Origin of the sequence: Paenibacillus sp. EKM301P, assembly GCF_011800295.1 — a bacterium.
Lineage (GTDB): Bacteria > Bacillota > Bacilli > Paenibacillales > Paenibacillaceae > Paenibacillus > Paenibacillus polymyxa.
In genome coordinates this window covers 1167526-1183316 of sequence record NZ_JAALFM010000001.1, presented here as the reverse complement: position 1 = coordinate 1183316, position 15791 = coordinate 1167526, and the positions used below count along the sequence as shown (strand labels likewise).

At 45.2% G+C, this 15791-nt stretch carries 14 protein-coding genes; 11 read left to right on the top strand and 3 right to left on the bottom strand.

Annotation, left to right across the window (positions count from 1 at the left end; genetic code table 11):
* The first annotated feature begins 29 nt into the window (after positions 1-29).
* The 4 genes from HFD99_RS05240 to crcB (HFD99_RS05225) all read left to right on the top strand — a co-directional run bounded on the left by HFD99_RS05240 (position 30) and on the right by crcB (HFD99_RS05225) (position 4610).
* Positions 30-2171 (top strand): HelD family protein, encoded by a 2142-nt coding sequence (locus HFD99_RS05240; RefSeq protein WP_167440816.1) that lies wholly within the window; start codon positions 30-32, stop codon positions 2169-2171.
* 279 nt (positions 2172-2450) lie between these two features.
* Positions 2451-3761, top strand: a complete 1311-nt coding sequence (locus tag HFD99_RS05235) for a replication-associated recombination protein A (protein ID WP_167440815.1) — start codon at positions 2451-2453, stop codon at positions 3759-3761.
* A gap of 85 nt (positions 3762-3846) precedes the next feature.
* Entirely contained in the window at positions 3847-4248 is a 402-nt protein-coding gene (gene crcB, locus HFD99_RS05230; RefSeq protein WP_016819118.1) for a fluoride efflux transporter CrcB, read from the top strand.
* Positions 4245-4610, top strand: a complete 366-nt coding sequence (gene crcB, locus HFD99_RS05225) for a fluoride efflux transporter CrcB (RefSeq protein WP_016819117.1) — start codon at positions 4245-4247, stop codon at positions 4608-4610. The genes crcB (HFD99_RS05230) and crcB (HFD99_RS05225) overlap by 4 nt, the downstream gene beginning before the upstream one ends.
* 105 nt (positions 4611-4715) lie before the next feature.
* Here crcB (HFD99_RS05225) and HFD99_RS05220 read toward each other — a convergent pair whose 3' ends face one another.
* The gene (locus HFD99_RS05220; protein ID WP_016819116.1) at positions 4716-5546 is read right to left on the bottom strand and encodes a PPK2 family polyphosphate kinase; all 831 of its coding nucleotides are present in this window, start codon (positions 5544-5546) and stop codon (positions 4716-4718) included.
* A gap of 418 nt (positions 5547-5964) precedes the next feature.
* On the opposite strand from HFD99_RS05220, the gene HFD99_RS05215 reads away from it, so the two are divergent.
* Both HFD99_RS05215 and HFD99_RS05210 read left to right on the top strand, forming a co-directional pair.
* A complete protein-coding gene (locus HFD99_RS05215) occupies positions 5965-7113 on the top strand; it encodes a WXG100 family type VII secretion target (RefSeq protein ID WP_025365609.1) in 1149 nt (382 codons plus the stop codon).
* Positions 7110-7766 (top strand): DUF5984 family protein, encoded by a 657-nt coding sequence (locus HFD99_RS05210; protein ID WP_025365608.1) that lies wholly within the window; start codon positions 7110-7112, stop codon positions 7764-7766. Before HFD99_RS05215 ends, HFD99_RS05210 begins: the two co-directional genes overlap by 4 nt.
* A gap of 269 nt (positions 7767-8035) precedes the next feature.
* Here HFD99_RS05210 and mnmA read toward each other — a convergent pair whose 3' ends face one another.
* Complete coding sequence (gene mnmA, locus HFD99_RS05205; RefSeq protein WP_025365607.1) at positions 8036-9157, bottom strand: tRNA 2-thiouridine(34) synthase MnmA; 1122 nt, start codon at positions 9155-9157, stop codon at positions 8036-8038.
* A 304-nt stretch (positions 9158-9461) separates the two neighbouring features.
* On the opposite strand from mnmA, the gene cymR reads away from it, so the two are divergent.
* The 4 genes from cymR (at position 9462) to HFD99_RS05185 (ending at position 12302) form a co-directional block, all read left to right on the top strand.
* Positions 9462-9881: a cysteine metabolism transcriptional regulator CymR gene (gene cymR, locus HFD99_RS05200; RefSeq protein ID WP_013372613.1), complete on the top strand. Its 420-nt coding sequence runs from the start codon at positions 9462-9464 to the stop codon at positions 9879-9881.
* Between the two features lie 389 nt (positions 9882-10270).
* Complete coding sequence (locus tag HFD99_RS05195) at positions 10271-11422, top strand: cysteine desulfurase family protein (protein ID WP_123797529.1); 1152 nt, start codon at positions 10271-10273, stop codon at positions 11420-11422.
* Between the two features lie 135 nt (positions 11423-11557).
* Positions 11558-12079 (top strand): PRC-barrel domain-containing protein, encoded by a 522-nt coding sequence (locus HFD99_RS05190; protein ID WP_016819088.1) that lies wholly within the window; start codon positions 11558-11560, stop codon positions 12077-12079.
* Between the two features lie 10 nt (positions 12080-12089).
* Complete coding sequence (locus tag HFD99_RS05185) at positions 12090-12302, top strand: hypothetical protein (RefSeq protein ID WP_013311529.1); 213 nt, start codon at positions 12090-12092, stop codon at positions 12300-12302.
* 177 nt (positions 12303-12479) lie between these two features.
* Here HFD99_RS05185 and HFD99_RS05180 read toward each other — a convergent pair whose 3' ends face one another.
* Positions 12480-14453 (bottom strand): methyl-accepting chemotaxis protein, encoded by a 1974-nt coding sequence (locus tag HFD99_RS05180; RefSeq protein WP_016819087.1) that lies wholly within the window; start codon positions 14451-14453, stop codon positions 12480-12482.
* A gap of 211 nt (positions 14454-14664) precedes the next feature.
* Between HFD99_RS05180 and HFD99_RS05175 the strand changes: the two genes are divergently transcribed.
* The gene (locus tag HFD99_RS05175; RefSeq protein WP_016819086.1) at positions 14665-15732 is read left to right on the top strand and encodes an AI-2E family transporter; all 1068 of its coding nucleotides are present in this window, start codon (positions 14665-14667) and stop codon (positions 15730-15732) included.
* Positions 15733-15791: the final 59 nt, after the last annotated feature.

The following is a 15791-nucleotide window of genomic DNA, read 5'->3' as shown; positions in this document are numbered from 1 at the left end:
AGACTTGATATTCTTAGGAGGTAACTGAAATGGAGAATAAGTTTCAAAGTGCCTATCAAGAAGAACAGCATAGGCTGTCGCTTGCTATGGAGGAAATTGATCGGAGATTGGAACGGCTTCGCAATACGCCAGTGTACACCGGGCATGACTTTACGGAGCAAGTACTGGAATCTGCACGGGAGGAAAAACGCCAGGCTTTAGCCAAAAGCTCGCAGGAGCCTTATTTTGGGCGTATGGATTTTGACGAGCGCGGTAGAGGTCAGCGCAAGCCACTTTATATCGGTAAGATCGGGGTGGAGCGTGAAGAAACGTCAGCATATCCGCTGGTGATTGATTGGCGTGCACCGATTGCCAGTTTGTTTTATTCGTTTACAGGTGGTGAAGAAACGGCGTCCTACGAAGCTCCTGAGGGAACTGTCGAGGGCTTGGTGTATCTGAAACGCAACGTTGTCATTCGGAAAAGAATCCTGGAACGGGTAGCTGATACGTACAATCGTGAAAGTGATGAGCCTGCCGTTTCTGATGAGTTTCTCGTTTATCGTTTGGGAGAGAACAAGGATAACCGTTTACGGGATATCGTATCTACCATTCAAGCGGAGCAGGATCAGATCATCCGCGCGGCTAAAAATACAGCCCTCGTTATTCAAGGGGTAGCCGGTAGTGGCAAGACGACCGTAGCGCTCCATCGACTCGCATTTTTGCTGTATCAATACAAGGATCAGGTGTCGGCGGACAAAATGGTTATTTTCGCACCAAACCACATGTTTCTCGATTATATTTCAGATGTACTTCCAGAGCTGGGGGTTGGAAATATTCAGCAAAGTACATTTGCAGACTGGGCGCTAGGCTTGCTGGGGCTGGATTTACCTCTGGCAGATCCTACCGAAACGTTATCTTATTGGTTTGAAAGTGGCAGCTTGAGAACGGAATCTATGGATGAGGCACCGGGTAGATTTAAGGGATCGGTTCATTTTATGAAGCTGCTTCAGGATTTTGTGGGACGACTGGAGCCTATCTCGGTGCCTGAGGGCGACTTTTCACCTTGGGATGGGGCGGTGCTGCCGCGAACGGAGATTTTGAATTGGTTCAATGAGGAATATAAGCCCTATCCGCTCGCGAAGCGGAAGGAGCGTGTGCTGGCAAGAGTCCATCGCTGGATTGAAATGGAACTGAAAAAGTCACCTTCGGCGGCTGCGCTCAAGGAACGAAAGAAAAAAGCCGGATCTCGGGAAAAGGCGTATGCTAAAAAATGGCCACAATATGACGCACTGACGCTTTATAAGCAGCTTTTTCAGGCAACTAAAGGATTACCTGCAGAGACCGCTGCGGAAATGAAGGCTTCTTTGCCGGCTCCCATCTTTAAGGCCACACAGTCAGACCTGCGAAATCAGATCATCCGTGAAGAGGATCTGACTGCGTTGGTGTATCTTCACGTGCTGATTCATGAGGTAGAATCATCTCAACGTTTTGACCATGTGGTCATTGATGAAGCGCAGGATTTTTCACCTTTTCATATTGCCCTCCTGGATTTGTTCGTAAAAGGGCATTCCTTTACAATACTGGGCGATTTATCCCAGGGAATTCATGAATATCGTGGTGTACATGCATGGGAGGAAATGAGTTCACTATTTGTGCCTGAACAAACAGGGTATTTTGCACTTACACGGAGTTATAGATCAACTTTGGAAATTATAGAATTTGCAAATACAATTTTGGAGCAGGGAGTACGTGGCGGCATTACAGCGGTTCCGGTATTTCGTAGCGGTGATCCGGTGCGTACTGTGTCTTACGACTCGTCCATGCGTGAACAGAGTTTACTTACCGCTCTAAAAGAGCTTTCCTCCAAGGAGTATCGTACTGTTTCGGTACTGACACGTACCTTAAAAGAAGCTGTAGAGCTGCATGAGGTTTTCACCAGTGCGGGGTTGGATGTCCATTTGATTGATGGTGGTAAAAAGCAATATGAAGGCGGCTTGTCTGTACTGCCTGTATATCTGTCCAAAGGTCTGGAGTTTGATGCAGTTATTGTGGCCGATGCCGACCAGGATCATTATGGAGAACGGACTTGGGATGCCAAGCTGTTGTATGTGGGATGTACCCGTGCGCTGCATGAGCTGTGGCTATTGCATGACGGTCCACTTCCAAGTTACGTACAGGCGCAAACGGAGTAATTAGAACGCTGAAGGTCATGTCAACCAAAGAACAGCCACGAAATTCATTTTTCGTCCTAGGCTGTTCTTTCTTTTTAGTTGAATCACAGGTAAGGCTACAGTTATACCGTGACCAGGCTATCTGCAACTTGTTAACCGATATGGTAGAATAAGAGGCGGTTTATAATCGTTTTAATACAGTAGATCGATTGAATTTTCATGTCTTTTAGCTGTATGGGCGAACTTGTTTTCAATGAAAAAAGAAAGTGTTCGTTCATAAATGATAAGGAAGTGAATGAAATGGACTTATTTTCATATTCCCAGGAGTCAACGCCAAACAATCGGTTGCTTGCAGACCGCCTGCGTCCGACATCGCTGGATGAATATATTGGACAGGAGCATGTTGTGGGTCTAGGCAAGCTGCTGCGGAGAGCTATAGAGGCCGATCAGGTTTCTTCTATATTGCTGTACGGGCCACCGGGATGCGGCAAAACGACACTGGCACATATCATTTCTCAACACACGCAAGGTGATTTCGTCCGTCTAAATGCAGTAGAAGCATCTGTAAAGGATGTAAGAGAAGTCATTGACCGTGCACAGACGAATAAATCGATGTATGGCAAAAAGACTATTCTGTTTCTTGACGAGGTCCATCGTTTTAACAGTTCGCGTCAGGATGCTTTGCTGCCTGCGGTGGAAAAGGGAACGATCGTATTTATCGGCGCCACGACGGAAAACCCCTTTCACTACGTCAACGGCGCTTTAATGAGCCGTTCTACGTTATTTCAGCTTGAAGCGCTAACCCGGGAGCATTCGCTGGCTGCTATGCGCCGTGCCTTGAGCGATGCGGACAAGGGGCTCGGCTATATGCAGCTTCAGGTAGATGAAGCTGCACTGGACCACATCGCGTCCATGGCGAACGGCGATATCCGCCGTGCATTGAACGCACTGGAGCTAGCGGCGCTCACGACCCCTCCGCTGGCAGACGGCACGATTCATGTGACGCTGGAAGTGGCAGAGGAATCCATCCGCCGCCCGATTGTCAAGGCAGACGAGTCCACACAATATGACGTGCTGTCTGCCTTTCACAAAAGCATTCGCGGTTCCAGCGACGCGGCGCTGTTCTGGTTCCTGTATGCCGTAGAGAAGCTCGGCATGGACCCGATGACTTTTATTCGCCGCCTCATTGCAGCGAGCAGCGAGGACATTGGTCTGGCGAACCCGCAGGCGATGGTGCAAGCGGTGAGTGCGCTTGAGGCCTACCGCAATAACGGCTGGCCTGAGGCCAAACTGAACATTGCACAGGCCATTTTGTTCGCCGTGGAAAGTCCCAAGTCGAATGCCGTATACACGGCGATTTCACGGGCCATGTCGGCCATGGACGATATAAAATCGGCCGAGGTGCCGCTACATCTGCGCGACGCACATTACAAAGGCTCGGAAAAACTCGGCCATGTTGGCTATCAATATCCGCATAATTATCCGAATCACTATGTAAGGCAGCAATACTTGCCCGATTCGATAGCAGACCAGACCTTTTACCAGGCCACTGAGCAGGGAAATGAGTCTAAAATCAGGCAAAACCAACGTTGGCGGGAGTCGCAGTCTTAATATATGTGACTTTAATATACGAAGTGTGTACGACATTGTCAGGTTACACGATGATCTTGCAAGAGTGAAGAAGGGAATAAAAGAAATGAAAGACGTACTATTCGTCGCAGCAGGTGGAGCGCTCGGAACCTCTGCTCGCTACAGTATACAATTATTATTGCCTGCGGCTGGGGCAGACTTTCCATTTGGCGTCCTGTTAATGAATTGGCTTGGCTGCCTGTTTCTCGGCTGGTTTTTTACGGTGACCTTGCGATCGTGGCGGATCAACCCCCGCTGGCGACTTGCCATCGGAACAGGCTTTACAGGGGGATTTACCACCTTTTCCACCTTTACAGTGGATGCTGTACGCCTCACGGTTCACGATCGTATGCTGACGGCTATATTGTACTTGCTGCTTAGCGTAGGCGGGGGCTTGTTTTTGACGTGGGCAGGTATCCGTTTAGGCACAAAAATGACACAGGTTGCCCCCAAGGAGGAACATTTATGATTTGGTGGGCGGCAGCAGGTGGAATGGTGGGTACACTAGCGAGATACGGGCTTGGCATGTGGGCCGGAAAAAGGTTGGGTACTGTATTCCCGTGGGGGACGTGGATCATTAATATTAGCGGTTCATTGCTGCTCGGCTGGCTGTATGGCGAGTTTGCGCAACACAATTTGTCTCCTGCACTCTGGATGCTACTGGGAACCGGTTTTTGTGGCGGCTACACCACCTTTTCCACATTCGGCTATGAATCTCTTCAACTGATGGAACACAAAAAATACCGACGTATGGCTATGTATGTATTATCTTCTGTAATAGTAGGAGTTATAGCTGCAGCAATCGGGTACAGGGTCAGTTATACCTTATAAATTTTCAAAATGACATGTGAGCACACCATAAAAGCTTCCAAACCCTCACTCAAGGCGTATCAGCCGTGAATAGGAGGGCGGAAGCTTAGTGCTGTGCTTATTTAATTATTTTTTATCTCGTTCTTTGTATAATTCAGGTAAAAGGGCTTTGAGTTCAGGTCGTGGATCAGGGTCAGATAGCTTCATTTCCTCTAGCGTTTGGACGGCAATCCGCAGTACAGTATAATCTCTGTACCAACGATTGTCTGAAGGAACAACATACCAAGGTGCTTGCTTGGTTGCACTTAGCTCTAGTACCTCCTCATAGTATTGGGTATATTGCTTCCAAAATTTCCGTTCCTGCAAATCACTCGGATCAAGCTTCCAGTTTTTGCGAGGCTTCTCAATCCGGTCAATCAGCTTTTCCAACTGAAATTGCTTTGAAATATGTAAAAAGATTTTAACCACCTTTACACCACTATCCAGCAACAACTGTTCAAAATGCTTGATATGCTTCATATTCTGCTTGGCCTGCTTATCGGATACCTGTCCGTGAACACGTGTAATCAGCACATCCTCGTAGTAAGAACGATTGAACGCCGCAATATATCCGCGTCCTGGAGTTACGCTATGGGCGCGCCACAAGAAATCATGGCTTAATTCCTCAGTCGTAGGTGATTTGAAGCTGTGTACAGTCACCCCGGCAGGGTTAAGATTAGAAAATACCTGCTTGATCACGCCATCTTTTCCGCTGCAATCCATACCCTGGAATACAAACAAAACGGCTTGTTTTTTCTCTGTAAATAATTTACTTTGTAATTCGGCAAAGCGTTCCTTCAATTGATCTGTTTCCTGTCGGATTTCTTCTTTATTTTTAATATTCTTCGTATCCTTGGGGTCCCATTCTTTCAAAGAAACTTTCTTACCCGGTGTCAGCATTCCTAATGAATCAGACATAAAGGCACGCTCCTTTTCAATTGAAGTAATGATCTTGTCTACATCATATACCCAAATGGGGGCGTTATCAAAAATTTCTTAGTGTCGCAATCCGTTTAACAACCGATGAGCGCATGAATGAACCTCTTCACGTAAGTTGCCCACAATGAGCAAGTTGTCATTACTCACAGTCATGCAGAAAGACGATATCAACAGAAACGGTTACACTTCCACTCCTAGACGCAGCTTGAAATTTAACTCTACTTTGATCCATGTAACTCATAACAAGGGATTATAATACTTTTGACATAGTAATCTGTTTATTTCAGTCCATTGGTCACATAATATAAAAGGAAATATCAGGATAATAGATGGATGTCCCTAAACATCCCCTTCTGATAAGATTATTTCCATCAAAATTAAAGTGGGCGTGGTTAAAATGGGGAGAATATTAGTTCCACCTGACAAACTGATGGAAGTTGCTGATCAGTTTTTACAAGGAAAGCATGAATTGGAACGTATGCTGAATTTCTTGAATGGACGAATTGATTTTGTCCAACAAGGCTGGTATGGTGCCACCCAAGAGAGATTTTTTCAGGAATTTCAGGTTTCTCGACAATCCATGAGTGTAACAATTGACCGACTATCGACAGTAGCACAAGAACTTATTTTTATTTCAAAAAACTTTACACAGGTAGATGGAGAAAAAGTCGTATTGAATGTGCCCTGGCTTGGTGCCCCTGTTAAAACGGCATCCACAGGTGAAGGTTGGTTACATAAAATCTTTGAACAGATTGGACAAGCTGAGATTACCAAGGCTGAAGCTCAATTGGAAGCTAGCAAACTTCAAGGAGAAATCCTTTGGGATACTGCACAGGGAGCAAAAGGAGCTATTCAGGGAAATTTGACATTGGGGATGCTGCCAGATAAAGAACGAGATTATGATCATCCCATGGCAGCTAAAGTAGGAGAAATCCTCGGGAATGTAGCTACAACATTGCAGGGGGCTGGTGAGGTAGTAGCTGGATTGGGTGGAGAAGGATTATCAGTTGCTATATCATCTACAGGCGTAGGGAGTATAATCGGAGTGCCCGGATTAATTGGATCGGCAGCTTTGGCGGCGCATGGAGCTACAACTGCGGTTAAAAGTGCAAGTGGAGTAGGGGAAAGCTCAGCGGAATTGTGGCAGATGGCCAAAGGAGAAGGTAGAGGTTCGTCTAACTCCCCAGAAGTTAAGGTAGAAAAGGTACCTGATGGTTTTGAAGGAACGGGTGAAATTCAAAAGAGAACATATGAGCCTAGCCCTAAACATGATCCTCAAAGTGGGTGGGGGAGTCCTAACCCCATTCCAGACGCTGAGACAGGGCAAAAGTTATTGGATGCAGCCTATTCATCTTCAAAAAATAAGCAATTATATAATATTTATGAGGGGAAGCTTGTTAAATTTCAACCAGATGGTGAAACGGGTTGGCATCCATATGAGGTTACGAACCCTGCTAGGGAAGTACCTGCCGATGTATTGAGGCAGTTCCTAAGGGATGGTAAAATTACGAAAGTGGAGTACAATAAGCTATTAAGAAATAAGTGAGGTGCGTTATTCTGAGAACATTTGGAGATAAAAGTACTTTTGCTATCCAATATGAACTTGTAAATAATCCTTTTAATGAAAAGAGTTTAGCTGGTGAATCATGGGGAGAAATTGAAATTTTTGTTCGAGGAAGAAATATTTTTGAGTATAAGAAAGAGAATGTTGTAACACCTTTTCAATGGAACTTAATTTATATTGTTGAATGGTTTAGTGAAAATCATATGCATATATTGAGTGATGAAGCATTTCCTCTTCCAGTTGAAGGACAAAACTCTCTTGAACTTATAGATAATTGTTTGTTGTTTGATTCCGACAATGACGCTGAATTTGATCAATGGTTCGATACAAAGCAAGAATGGGAGTTTAAACACTCATGGTTTTCAAATAGAGCAGGCTCATTTTTGCCTGATGTATTCTTCAGGAGAGTTAACGATAAAATAGAGATTGCATGGGATAATGAGTCTACGTACTCTTCGGAAGGGATCACTTTCATGAATCCAATTGGAGTTGAATATATTCCCATTGGTATATTTGATTCTACTGTAAGGAATTTTGTTGAAGATTTCTTGGATAATCTTCTATTGAATTCTAAGAACAAAAGTGACGCCGAAAAAATTTGTGAAAAAATAAAGGGCTTAATAGTCCAAGAATAGTTTTACTGCTTGATTAGCTTTGTGCCTCTAAGGTCTTTTTCGATGGGCTATCATTGTCCAATAAACTAATTATTAAACTCCTAATAGCCTGTATACTTTGGAAACCTTTTTACAGGAAATGTTTGTTCAGCATGATAGACATAATAAAGAGCAGATAACCAATTCCCTTCGACTTATGGCTAAAAACATGTAACAGAAAAAAGTCGCTCCTCCCAAATCAGGAGAGACGACTTTTTTATTACGGCTATTCAATGTTAATTGTCATTCATTCAAACCGTTTCAGGCTGAAGTTTTTCAACCTTATCAATGGTTCCCCCACCCAGACAACGTTCCCCGTCATAAAATACAACTGCTTGTCCAGGGGTAATGGCCTTTTGATGTACATCAAATACGACATGCACGGTCCCATCCGCAAGCCATTGTAAAGTGACTTGCTGGTCAGGCTGACGGTAACGGAACTTGGCTGTGCAGCGGAATTCGCCGGATGGACGTGCATCTGCGCCTTCAATCCAGTTTACATCCGTGGCAATCAGGCTGGTAGAATACAGGCTGTGGTGACGATCACCTTGTACCACATACAGGATGTTCTTCTCCAGATCCTTATCTGCTACGAACCATGGTTCGCCTGAACCTGAACCGCCAATGCCCAAGCCTTGTCGTTGACCCAGTGTATAGTACATCAGACCATCGTGGCGTCCTTTGACTTCACCCGTAGCAATATCCACCATATCTCCACCTTTTGCAGGCAGATATCCACTCAGAAACTCCTTAAAATTGCGTTCGCCGATAAAGCATACGCCCGTGCTATCTTTTTTCTTGGCTGTATAAAGTCCCGCAGCTTCTGCGATTTTACGTACTTCTGGTTTCGGCAGATGACCGATCGGAAACATGGCTCGCGACAACTGTGTTTGGCTTAATGCATTCAGGAAATAAGTCTGATCCTTGTTGCTGTCCACACCTCGCAGCAAAGTAAAGCGGCCGTCTTCCTCCACAACCCGTGCATAATGTCCAGTAGCAACATAATCTGCTCCCAAATCCAGCGCTTTGTTCAGAAACTCGCCGAACTTAATTTCACGGTTGCACATGACATCTGGATTGGGTGTGCGTCCAGCTTTATATTCATCAAGAAAATAGGAGAATACTTTATCAAAGTATTCTTTTTCAAAATTGACTGTATAGTAAGGAATGTCGATCTGTTCACAGACGCGGCGTACATCCTCCGCATCCTCTTCAGCCGTACAACGGCCAAATTCATCCGTGTCATCCCAATTTTTCATGAAGATGCCGATTACGTCATAGCCCTGCTCCTTTAGCAGCAGCGCGGTAACGGATGAGTCGACGCCACCGGACATGCCGACGACGACACGGGTTTCATGATTGGCTTTAGCCATGGTCATCACCCAATTCTTTCAATATTGTTGTAGAACCCACCTATTGTAACATAAACGATAATAAGTTACGATGTTTGGATGAACAAACGACACGGCGAACGATGCAAGAAAGCTACATAAAACGGGCTAAATCTGTTGCTAATCGCTCGAAAGCAACTTTTTTTAAGATTGTTACCGTAATGTTTCCCTTTACCTGCCCTAATATGTTAACATAAGCTGAGGGTTAGGATCGGAATAGAGAGGTTTACAACTCCAAATATTCCGCGTGTTTAACGGAATTGTTAATATAAGCGAGGTGCCACAATTGAAAATATCAACGAAAGGCCGTTACGGCCTGACCATTATGATGGAGCTTGCGGCCAGGTTTGGCGAAGGTCCAACTTCTTTAAAAAGTATTGCCGAAAAAAATCAGCTATCAGAGCATTATCTGGAGCAGCTCATTGCGCCTTTGCGTAATGCAGGTTTGGTAAAAAGTATCCGTGGTGCTTATGGCGGTTATATTTTGGCGAATGAACCGTCAGGCGTAACAGCAGGAGACATCATTCGTGTGCTGGAAGGCCCGATTTCTCCAGTTGATTTTACGGAAGAAGACGATCCGGCAAAACGTCAGCTCTGGCTGCGAATTCGTGACAGCATTGCTGAAGTGCTGGATTCAACTACACTCAAGGACTTGATCACATACCAAGAACATGATGAATTGGATAACTACATGTTTTATATTTAATTTCCAATTGTGTATATAACAAGAGATATCTTGGCTCATCAAACGTTTTAGCCCCATTATATGGGGCTTTAATTCTATATAAAATACATTAAAATTGTCTATCCTGTAAATTACCAAGCTTGAGCATGTCTGAGAGTTATTTTTTACGGACCAATCCCTTTTTTGATTTCGTCATAAGCAGCTTGAGCTTTGGCCAAAGCTTTTTATAGTACAATCTCTTCGTGATATCTGTCTTCTTACACCGATAATCGGATCAAGGGGGCCTCCGTAAAAACTTGCAATGAAATGCTCTTACAAAAACTTTTAAAGTGCATTATATCAATAAAGAAGTATATAATGGAACTTCAGCAATACTAAAAACAAGATGTTCTATATTTGAGGTGGATAACATGAACAGAATTTATCTGGATCATGCCGCATCGACTCCTATGCATCCTGAGGTTGCGCAGACTATGATGGATATCATGACCGGCCAATTCGGCAACGCTTCGAGCGTTCATGCCTTTGGCCGCGATGCCAAGCGCACCGTCAGCGCAGCGCGGGATGCCGTTGCGGCCTCTTTGGGCTGCAAGCCTGAAGAAATTATATTTACGAGCGGAGGGACAGAGAGTGATAATCTGGCCCTGTTTGGGACGGCTACGGCAGATGGTCGTACTTCCGGCCATATTATTACAACCGCGATTGAACATCACGCCGTGCTTCATGCTTGCGATGAGCTGGAAAAAGTGGGATACCGGGTGACCTATGTCCCAGTCAATGGTTTTGGGCGTGTGAATCCTGCAGACATTGAGGCAGCTATTCGCCCAGATACTTTTTTGATCAGCATGATGTATGCCAACAATGAAGTGGGCGTCATTCAGCCGGTCCAAGAAGTAGGACAGATTGCGAGAGAGCATGGAATTATATTTCATGTAGATGCAGTTCAAGCCTTCGGGCATATATCCATCGACTGCGGGAACCTCCCGATTGACTTACTTAGTGTGTCTGGCCATAAGATTAACGGACCGCAAGGAGTGGGTGCACTGTATATCCGTCAGGGTACACGCATTCAGCCGCTAATGCATGGAGGACTTCAGGAGAAGAAACGCCGTGCAGGAACAGAAAACATCGCCGGCATTGCTGGGCTTGCTAAAGCCGCAACTCTTGCCAATGCTTCCATTGAAGAGCGAGGAGCACACGATATGGCTCTTCGCCAAACGCTGCTAAAAGCGTTGGAAAGCTCTCTGGGCAGCCATGAGTTTATAATTAATGGCGATCCTGAACATTTTGTGCCTAATGTGCTAAATATTAGCTTTCCAGCCATTGGTACAGAGACCATGCTGATGAATCTCGACATGGAAGGAATCGCAGCGGCCAGCGGATCAGCCTGCACTTCGGGGTCTCTAGAGCTATCGCATGTGTTGCAGGCGATGGATCTTCCTGAAGATGTTTTGAATTCAGCGATTCGATTTAGCTTCGGTTTGGGTAATACTACGGAAGAAATGGAATACACGGCCAAGAAAATTGAAACTATATGGAAGCGGCTGCGTACTAGGTACTAGGGATTTCTCCGCATTTTAGTAAGAAGGGAGGAGCGGTTTCCATTTCATTGCATGAACGGAAGCAAGGTATTGACAGGCATGTAGGAAAAACACCGCACCTTCGTTCGGACTGCATAGTAAGGAGGGACCCTATATATGAGGCTTCAAGACATGATCGGACTTGCTGTTTTCGATGTCGAGGACGGGAAGCAGATTGGTAAAATACATGACTTTATGTTGACAGCTGATTGGCGAATTACAGGGATTGAGCTAGAAGGTAAAGGGCTTTTTTCATCTCATGTCAAAATGGTGGCTTGGGATGACATCGTTGCTTATGGTGAGGATGCGATTATGATTCGCAATCAGCAGGCCGTCCGTAAAACAGAGGCCCATGATATACAACATACGTACTTGCTTGGACCCGGTAAACTGAAGGATTTATCCGTGCTAACAGAGGAAGGGCTTATGCTCGGGCACATCTCGGATGTTTATTTTGACCAGGAAATGGGCAATAACATAATAGGCTTGGAAATCAGCGATGGTTTTGTATCGGATATTATTGAAGGGCGGAAATGGCTGCCCTGCACCGAAGATATGTCCATCGGGGAAAATGCTGTTATGGTTCCCCCGTTAAGCGAGCAGCGTCTGGAAAAAGCCATATATTCTGTTAATGGATAGGGTGAGTTTATTGAGATGTCCGAATTGTAATTCCAAAGATATCGGAAAAATTGGCTCCCATCAATTTTATTGCTGGGGATGCTTTATCGAACTTCAAGTGAATGGTGAAAAAATGTCTGTCTACCAAGTGGAAGAGGATGGAACGCTCAGTTCGCTGGACGACTTATTCTTTGGAGATGAGATGGCACAACAGGACTTGCCGCAAATTCACGCTTCTTCCTAAGTTTGACTCGGGAAGTGGACAGGCTGTTTACGAAGAGGGGTGATCTTCCCCCTATGGCTTAACATATAGCTAAGTGGGTTGGATCATGCTTAATAAAAAATGGAGAGGGTGTCCCGAACGGCTATTGGCCTGGGGGCACCCTCTTTTGTATATCCTTTCTTGTGAAGATGGCTAGTTTTACAATTTAAAGCGTTTGACCTCTTCCAATAGAAGATCTGCATGAGAATCAAGTTTGGCAGAAAGGTCGGCAATATTGTTCATAGCATGACCTTGTTCTTGTACTGAGGAAGCTACTTCCTCGGTAGATGCTGCACTTTGCTCAGAAACAGCGACAACGCTGGAGATGACATCAGAAATATGTCCGGCATTTACACGCAGATGATCTGCTGCAGCAGAAACATCTTCAATTTGGGCAAGCATGTGCTGAGAAGCGCCACGTATGGATTCAAACGCCTGTCTCGTTGCAATGGCAGCATGCTCCTGCTCTACAGTTACAGCAAGAGCCTTCTTCATTTCTTCCGCGCTTTGTACTCCCGCAATTTTAATTTCTTCCAGCTTACTCATGATACTGTCACTGGAGCTACCTGCTTGTTCGGCCAGCTTTCTCACTTCTCCCGCGACGACGGCAAAACCTCGTCCGTGTTCCCCGGCCCGTGCCGCTTCAATGGATGCATTGAGGGCCAGTAGGTTTGTTTGTGCGGCGATATCGTGGATGGCCCCGGCCAGCCGCCCAATATCCTGGGTTTTCAGCGTGAGTGAATCTACCGCTTCTCCTGCCGCAGTGGTCGTTTGTCTGGACTCGGCTGCCAGTTTCGCTTGACGCTCTGCTGTTTCATAGCCGGCCAGCACAGCAGAATCTGTTTCGAATACAGCAGTTTGGGTCCGTTTGACACTTTCGCCAATCTGGTTGATGGAGCCTGTCATGTGTGTCAGCTTCTCAGAACCGGAATATACCGCCTCGGCTTGGTCGCTGGCTCCTTGCGCTAGCTCCTGAACTGCACTGGAGATTTGTGACGCAATGGTTCCAGTATCTTTGGCGTGTTGGTGCATATCATGGGAAGCAGAACTGACATCGCTAGCTGTATCTGATACCTTGCGCAACAGGTGAGAGAGATTGTCTGACATGAGGTTAAAATCTGTCCCCAGACTGGCAATTTCATCTTTACCCTTAATATCCACACGAGCGGTCATATCGCCTTCAGCTATCCGTTTGACATTTGTTTGGAGTCTGCGAATCGGCTTGATAAAGTTGTTTGCCGCCCAGATCGCCAGCAGCATAGCAACGACTAAAATGATAGCAACAGTAATAATCAACTGATTACGAGTAGAGTAATATTCCTGAAAAGCAATATCTTTAGAAATAGACAGGCCTACAATCCAGCCTGTGCTAGGCATTCTTTTAAAATAAAGCTGACGGTCACTGCCGTTGTAGCTATAGTCTGTTTTTCCCGAAGCTGTGCTGAGCAGGGTCGCGGTCGATGATCCTAACTCGGGGGTTTCCTTGAGGTTTTTGCCAGCCAGCTTGTTGTCTGGATGCGCGATTACGACTCCCTTTTGGTCAATCAGAAATGCGTAGCCCAATCCGTTCAAGTCTATGCCTTTAATCATTTTTGTCATATCGTTGAGCATAATATCCTCGCTGACTACCCCGGTGATCGAGCCGTTGGCATCCTTGAGAGGTTTAGCAATGGAAATGGTGAAGTCATTGCTGCCTGCATCAGTATAAGGTGAGGAATAGTACATTTCTCCCTTGGTTTTGGCGTCCTTGTACCACGGACGAGCGCGAGGATCGTAACCCTCTTCAAACCAGCCAGATCCATCCCAGTAAGATCCATCTTCATACCCTGCATAAATGTTGGAAATATTTTGATCCTTATAGTTTTGGAAAGCTGCTTTCAGAGATGCTATTTTGGCATCTGATGAAATATCGCTGGATTCCAGACTCGCAGCTAATGTTTCAATAATTTCAGCTTTGCCGCCTGTCCATCCGTCGAGCTGATTGACGGTTTCGGAAGCTTTGCTGTTCATAAGCTCTTGGATATCATGATTGGCCTGATTTTTAACACTTGTCATGCTAATGACGGACAAAGGCCCAGCTGCAACGATTACAATGCAAGTGAAAAGGAGAATAAGCTTCATTTTTAAGTTCATGTAACGACCCCCGATGTTTCAGAAATGTGAAAGCTTAGGATAGTGCTTTGTACTTATATCGTCAGATCGAATGACTTTGTTTATTGTTTTCATCCATTTTCATCAATTTTTCACAATGGTTATTAATGGGACATCTCAGACTGGCGGGAAGGATTAAAGTACAGGTACAGGCATATACTTAAAGGAGGCTAGTCCGGTAAGGGGGCACAAAATGGACCAATTAACGAAAAGTAGACTGTTCCGGTACGGCATATGGACGCTACTGGGACTTGTCATTCTATATTTTATCTGGCTGCTGAGACCTTTGTTTTTTCATTTGTATGAATTTCTGAAAACAATCATTGCTCCGTTTGCGGTAGCGATGATCATCTCCTATGTACTTAATCCTGTAGTGAGTATGCTGGGCGGTCGAAAGGTGCCTCGTAGTGTAGCTGTACTGCTTATTTACGCTGTGTTTTTGGCCAGTCTTATTGTGATCCTGATGAATCTGATTCCGATGTTCATTGAACAACTGGATGAGCTGAATGAGCATCTGCCAGAGCTGACCATGCATGCGCAGGGACTAATGACGAATATGGACAGCGGTATTTTACCCCAAGGGGTGCGTACGGGGATGAATCAATGGTTTTTCCAACTGGAGAATCGGATGGCTACTGGGATTTCTACCTTTATGGACAACATCGGTGGGATGATCAACATGTTGTTTAATGTGTTCATCGTACCTTTTCTCATTTTTTATATTTTAAAGGATTTTGACGTGTTTGAACGGACGATTGTTTCTTATCTCCCGCGTTCTCGTCGTAAGGCGATTGTATCGGTGCTTAAGGAAATTGATCAGGCGCTTGGCAACTATGTCAGGGGCCAATTGCTGGTGTGCGTCATTATTGGCGTAATGGCGTATATTGGATATATGCTGATTGGCATGCCTTATGCGCTATTGCTGGCCGGAGTTGTGGCTCTTTTTAATATTGTTCCATATCTGGGCCCCTTTTTGGGCGCTGCACCGGCAGTAATTATGGCTTCTACGGTTTCCTTAAAAATGGTGCTTTTAGTGGTAGTCGTTAATTCCTGTATTCAAGTTCTTGAAAGTAATGTAATATCCCCTCAGGTGGTAGGGCGAACGCTGCACCTGCATCCGTTAGCCATTATTTTCGCTCTGCTAGTGGGTGGGGAAATTGCGGGAATTGCTGGCTTGATCTTGGCAGTTCCAGTGATGGCTGTTTTGAAGGTAGGGCTTCAGCATTTTTTTGCATATTACGTCAAGCGAAAAACAATCTAATTTCGTCTATATCCCAGATGCATGCTGTCTGAAATCGCGTTGACACGGCTAAATGACAC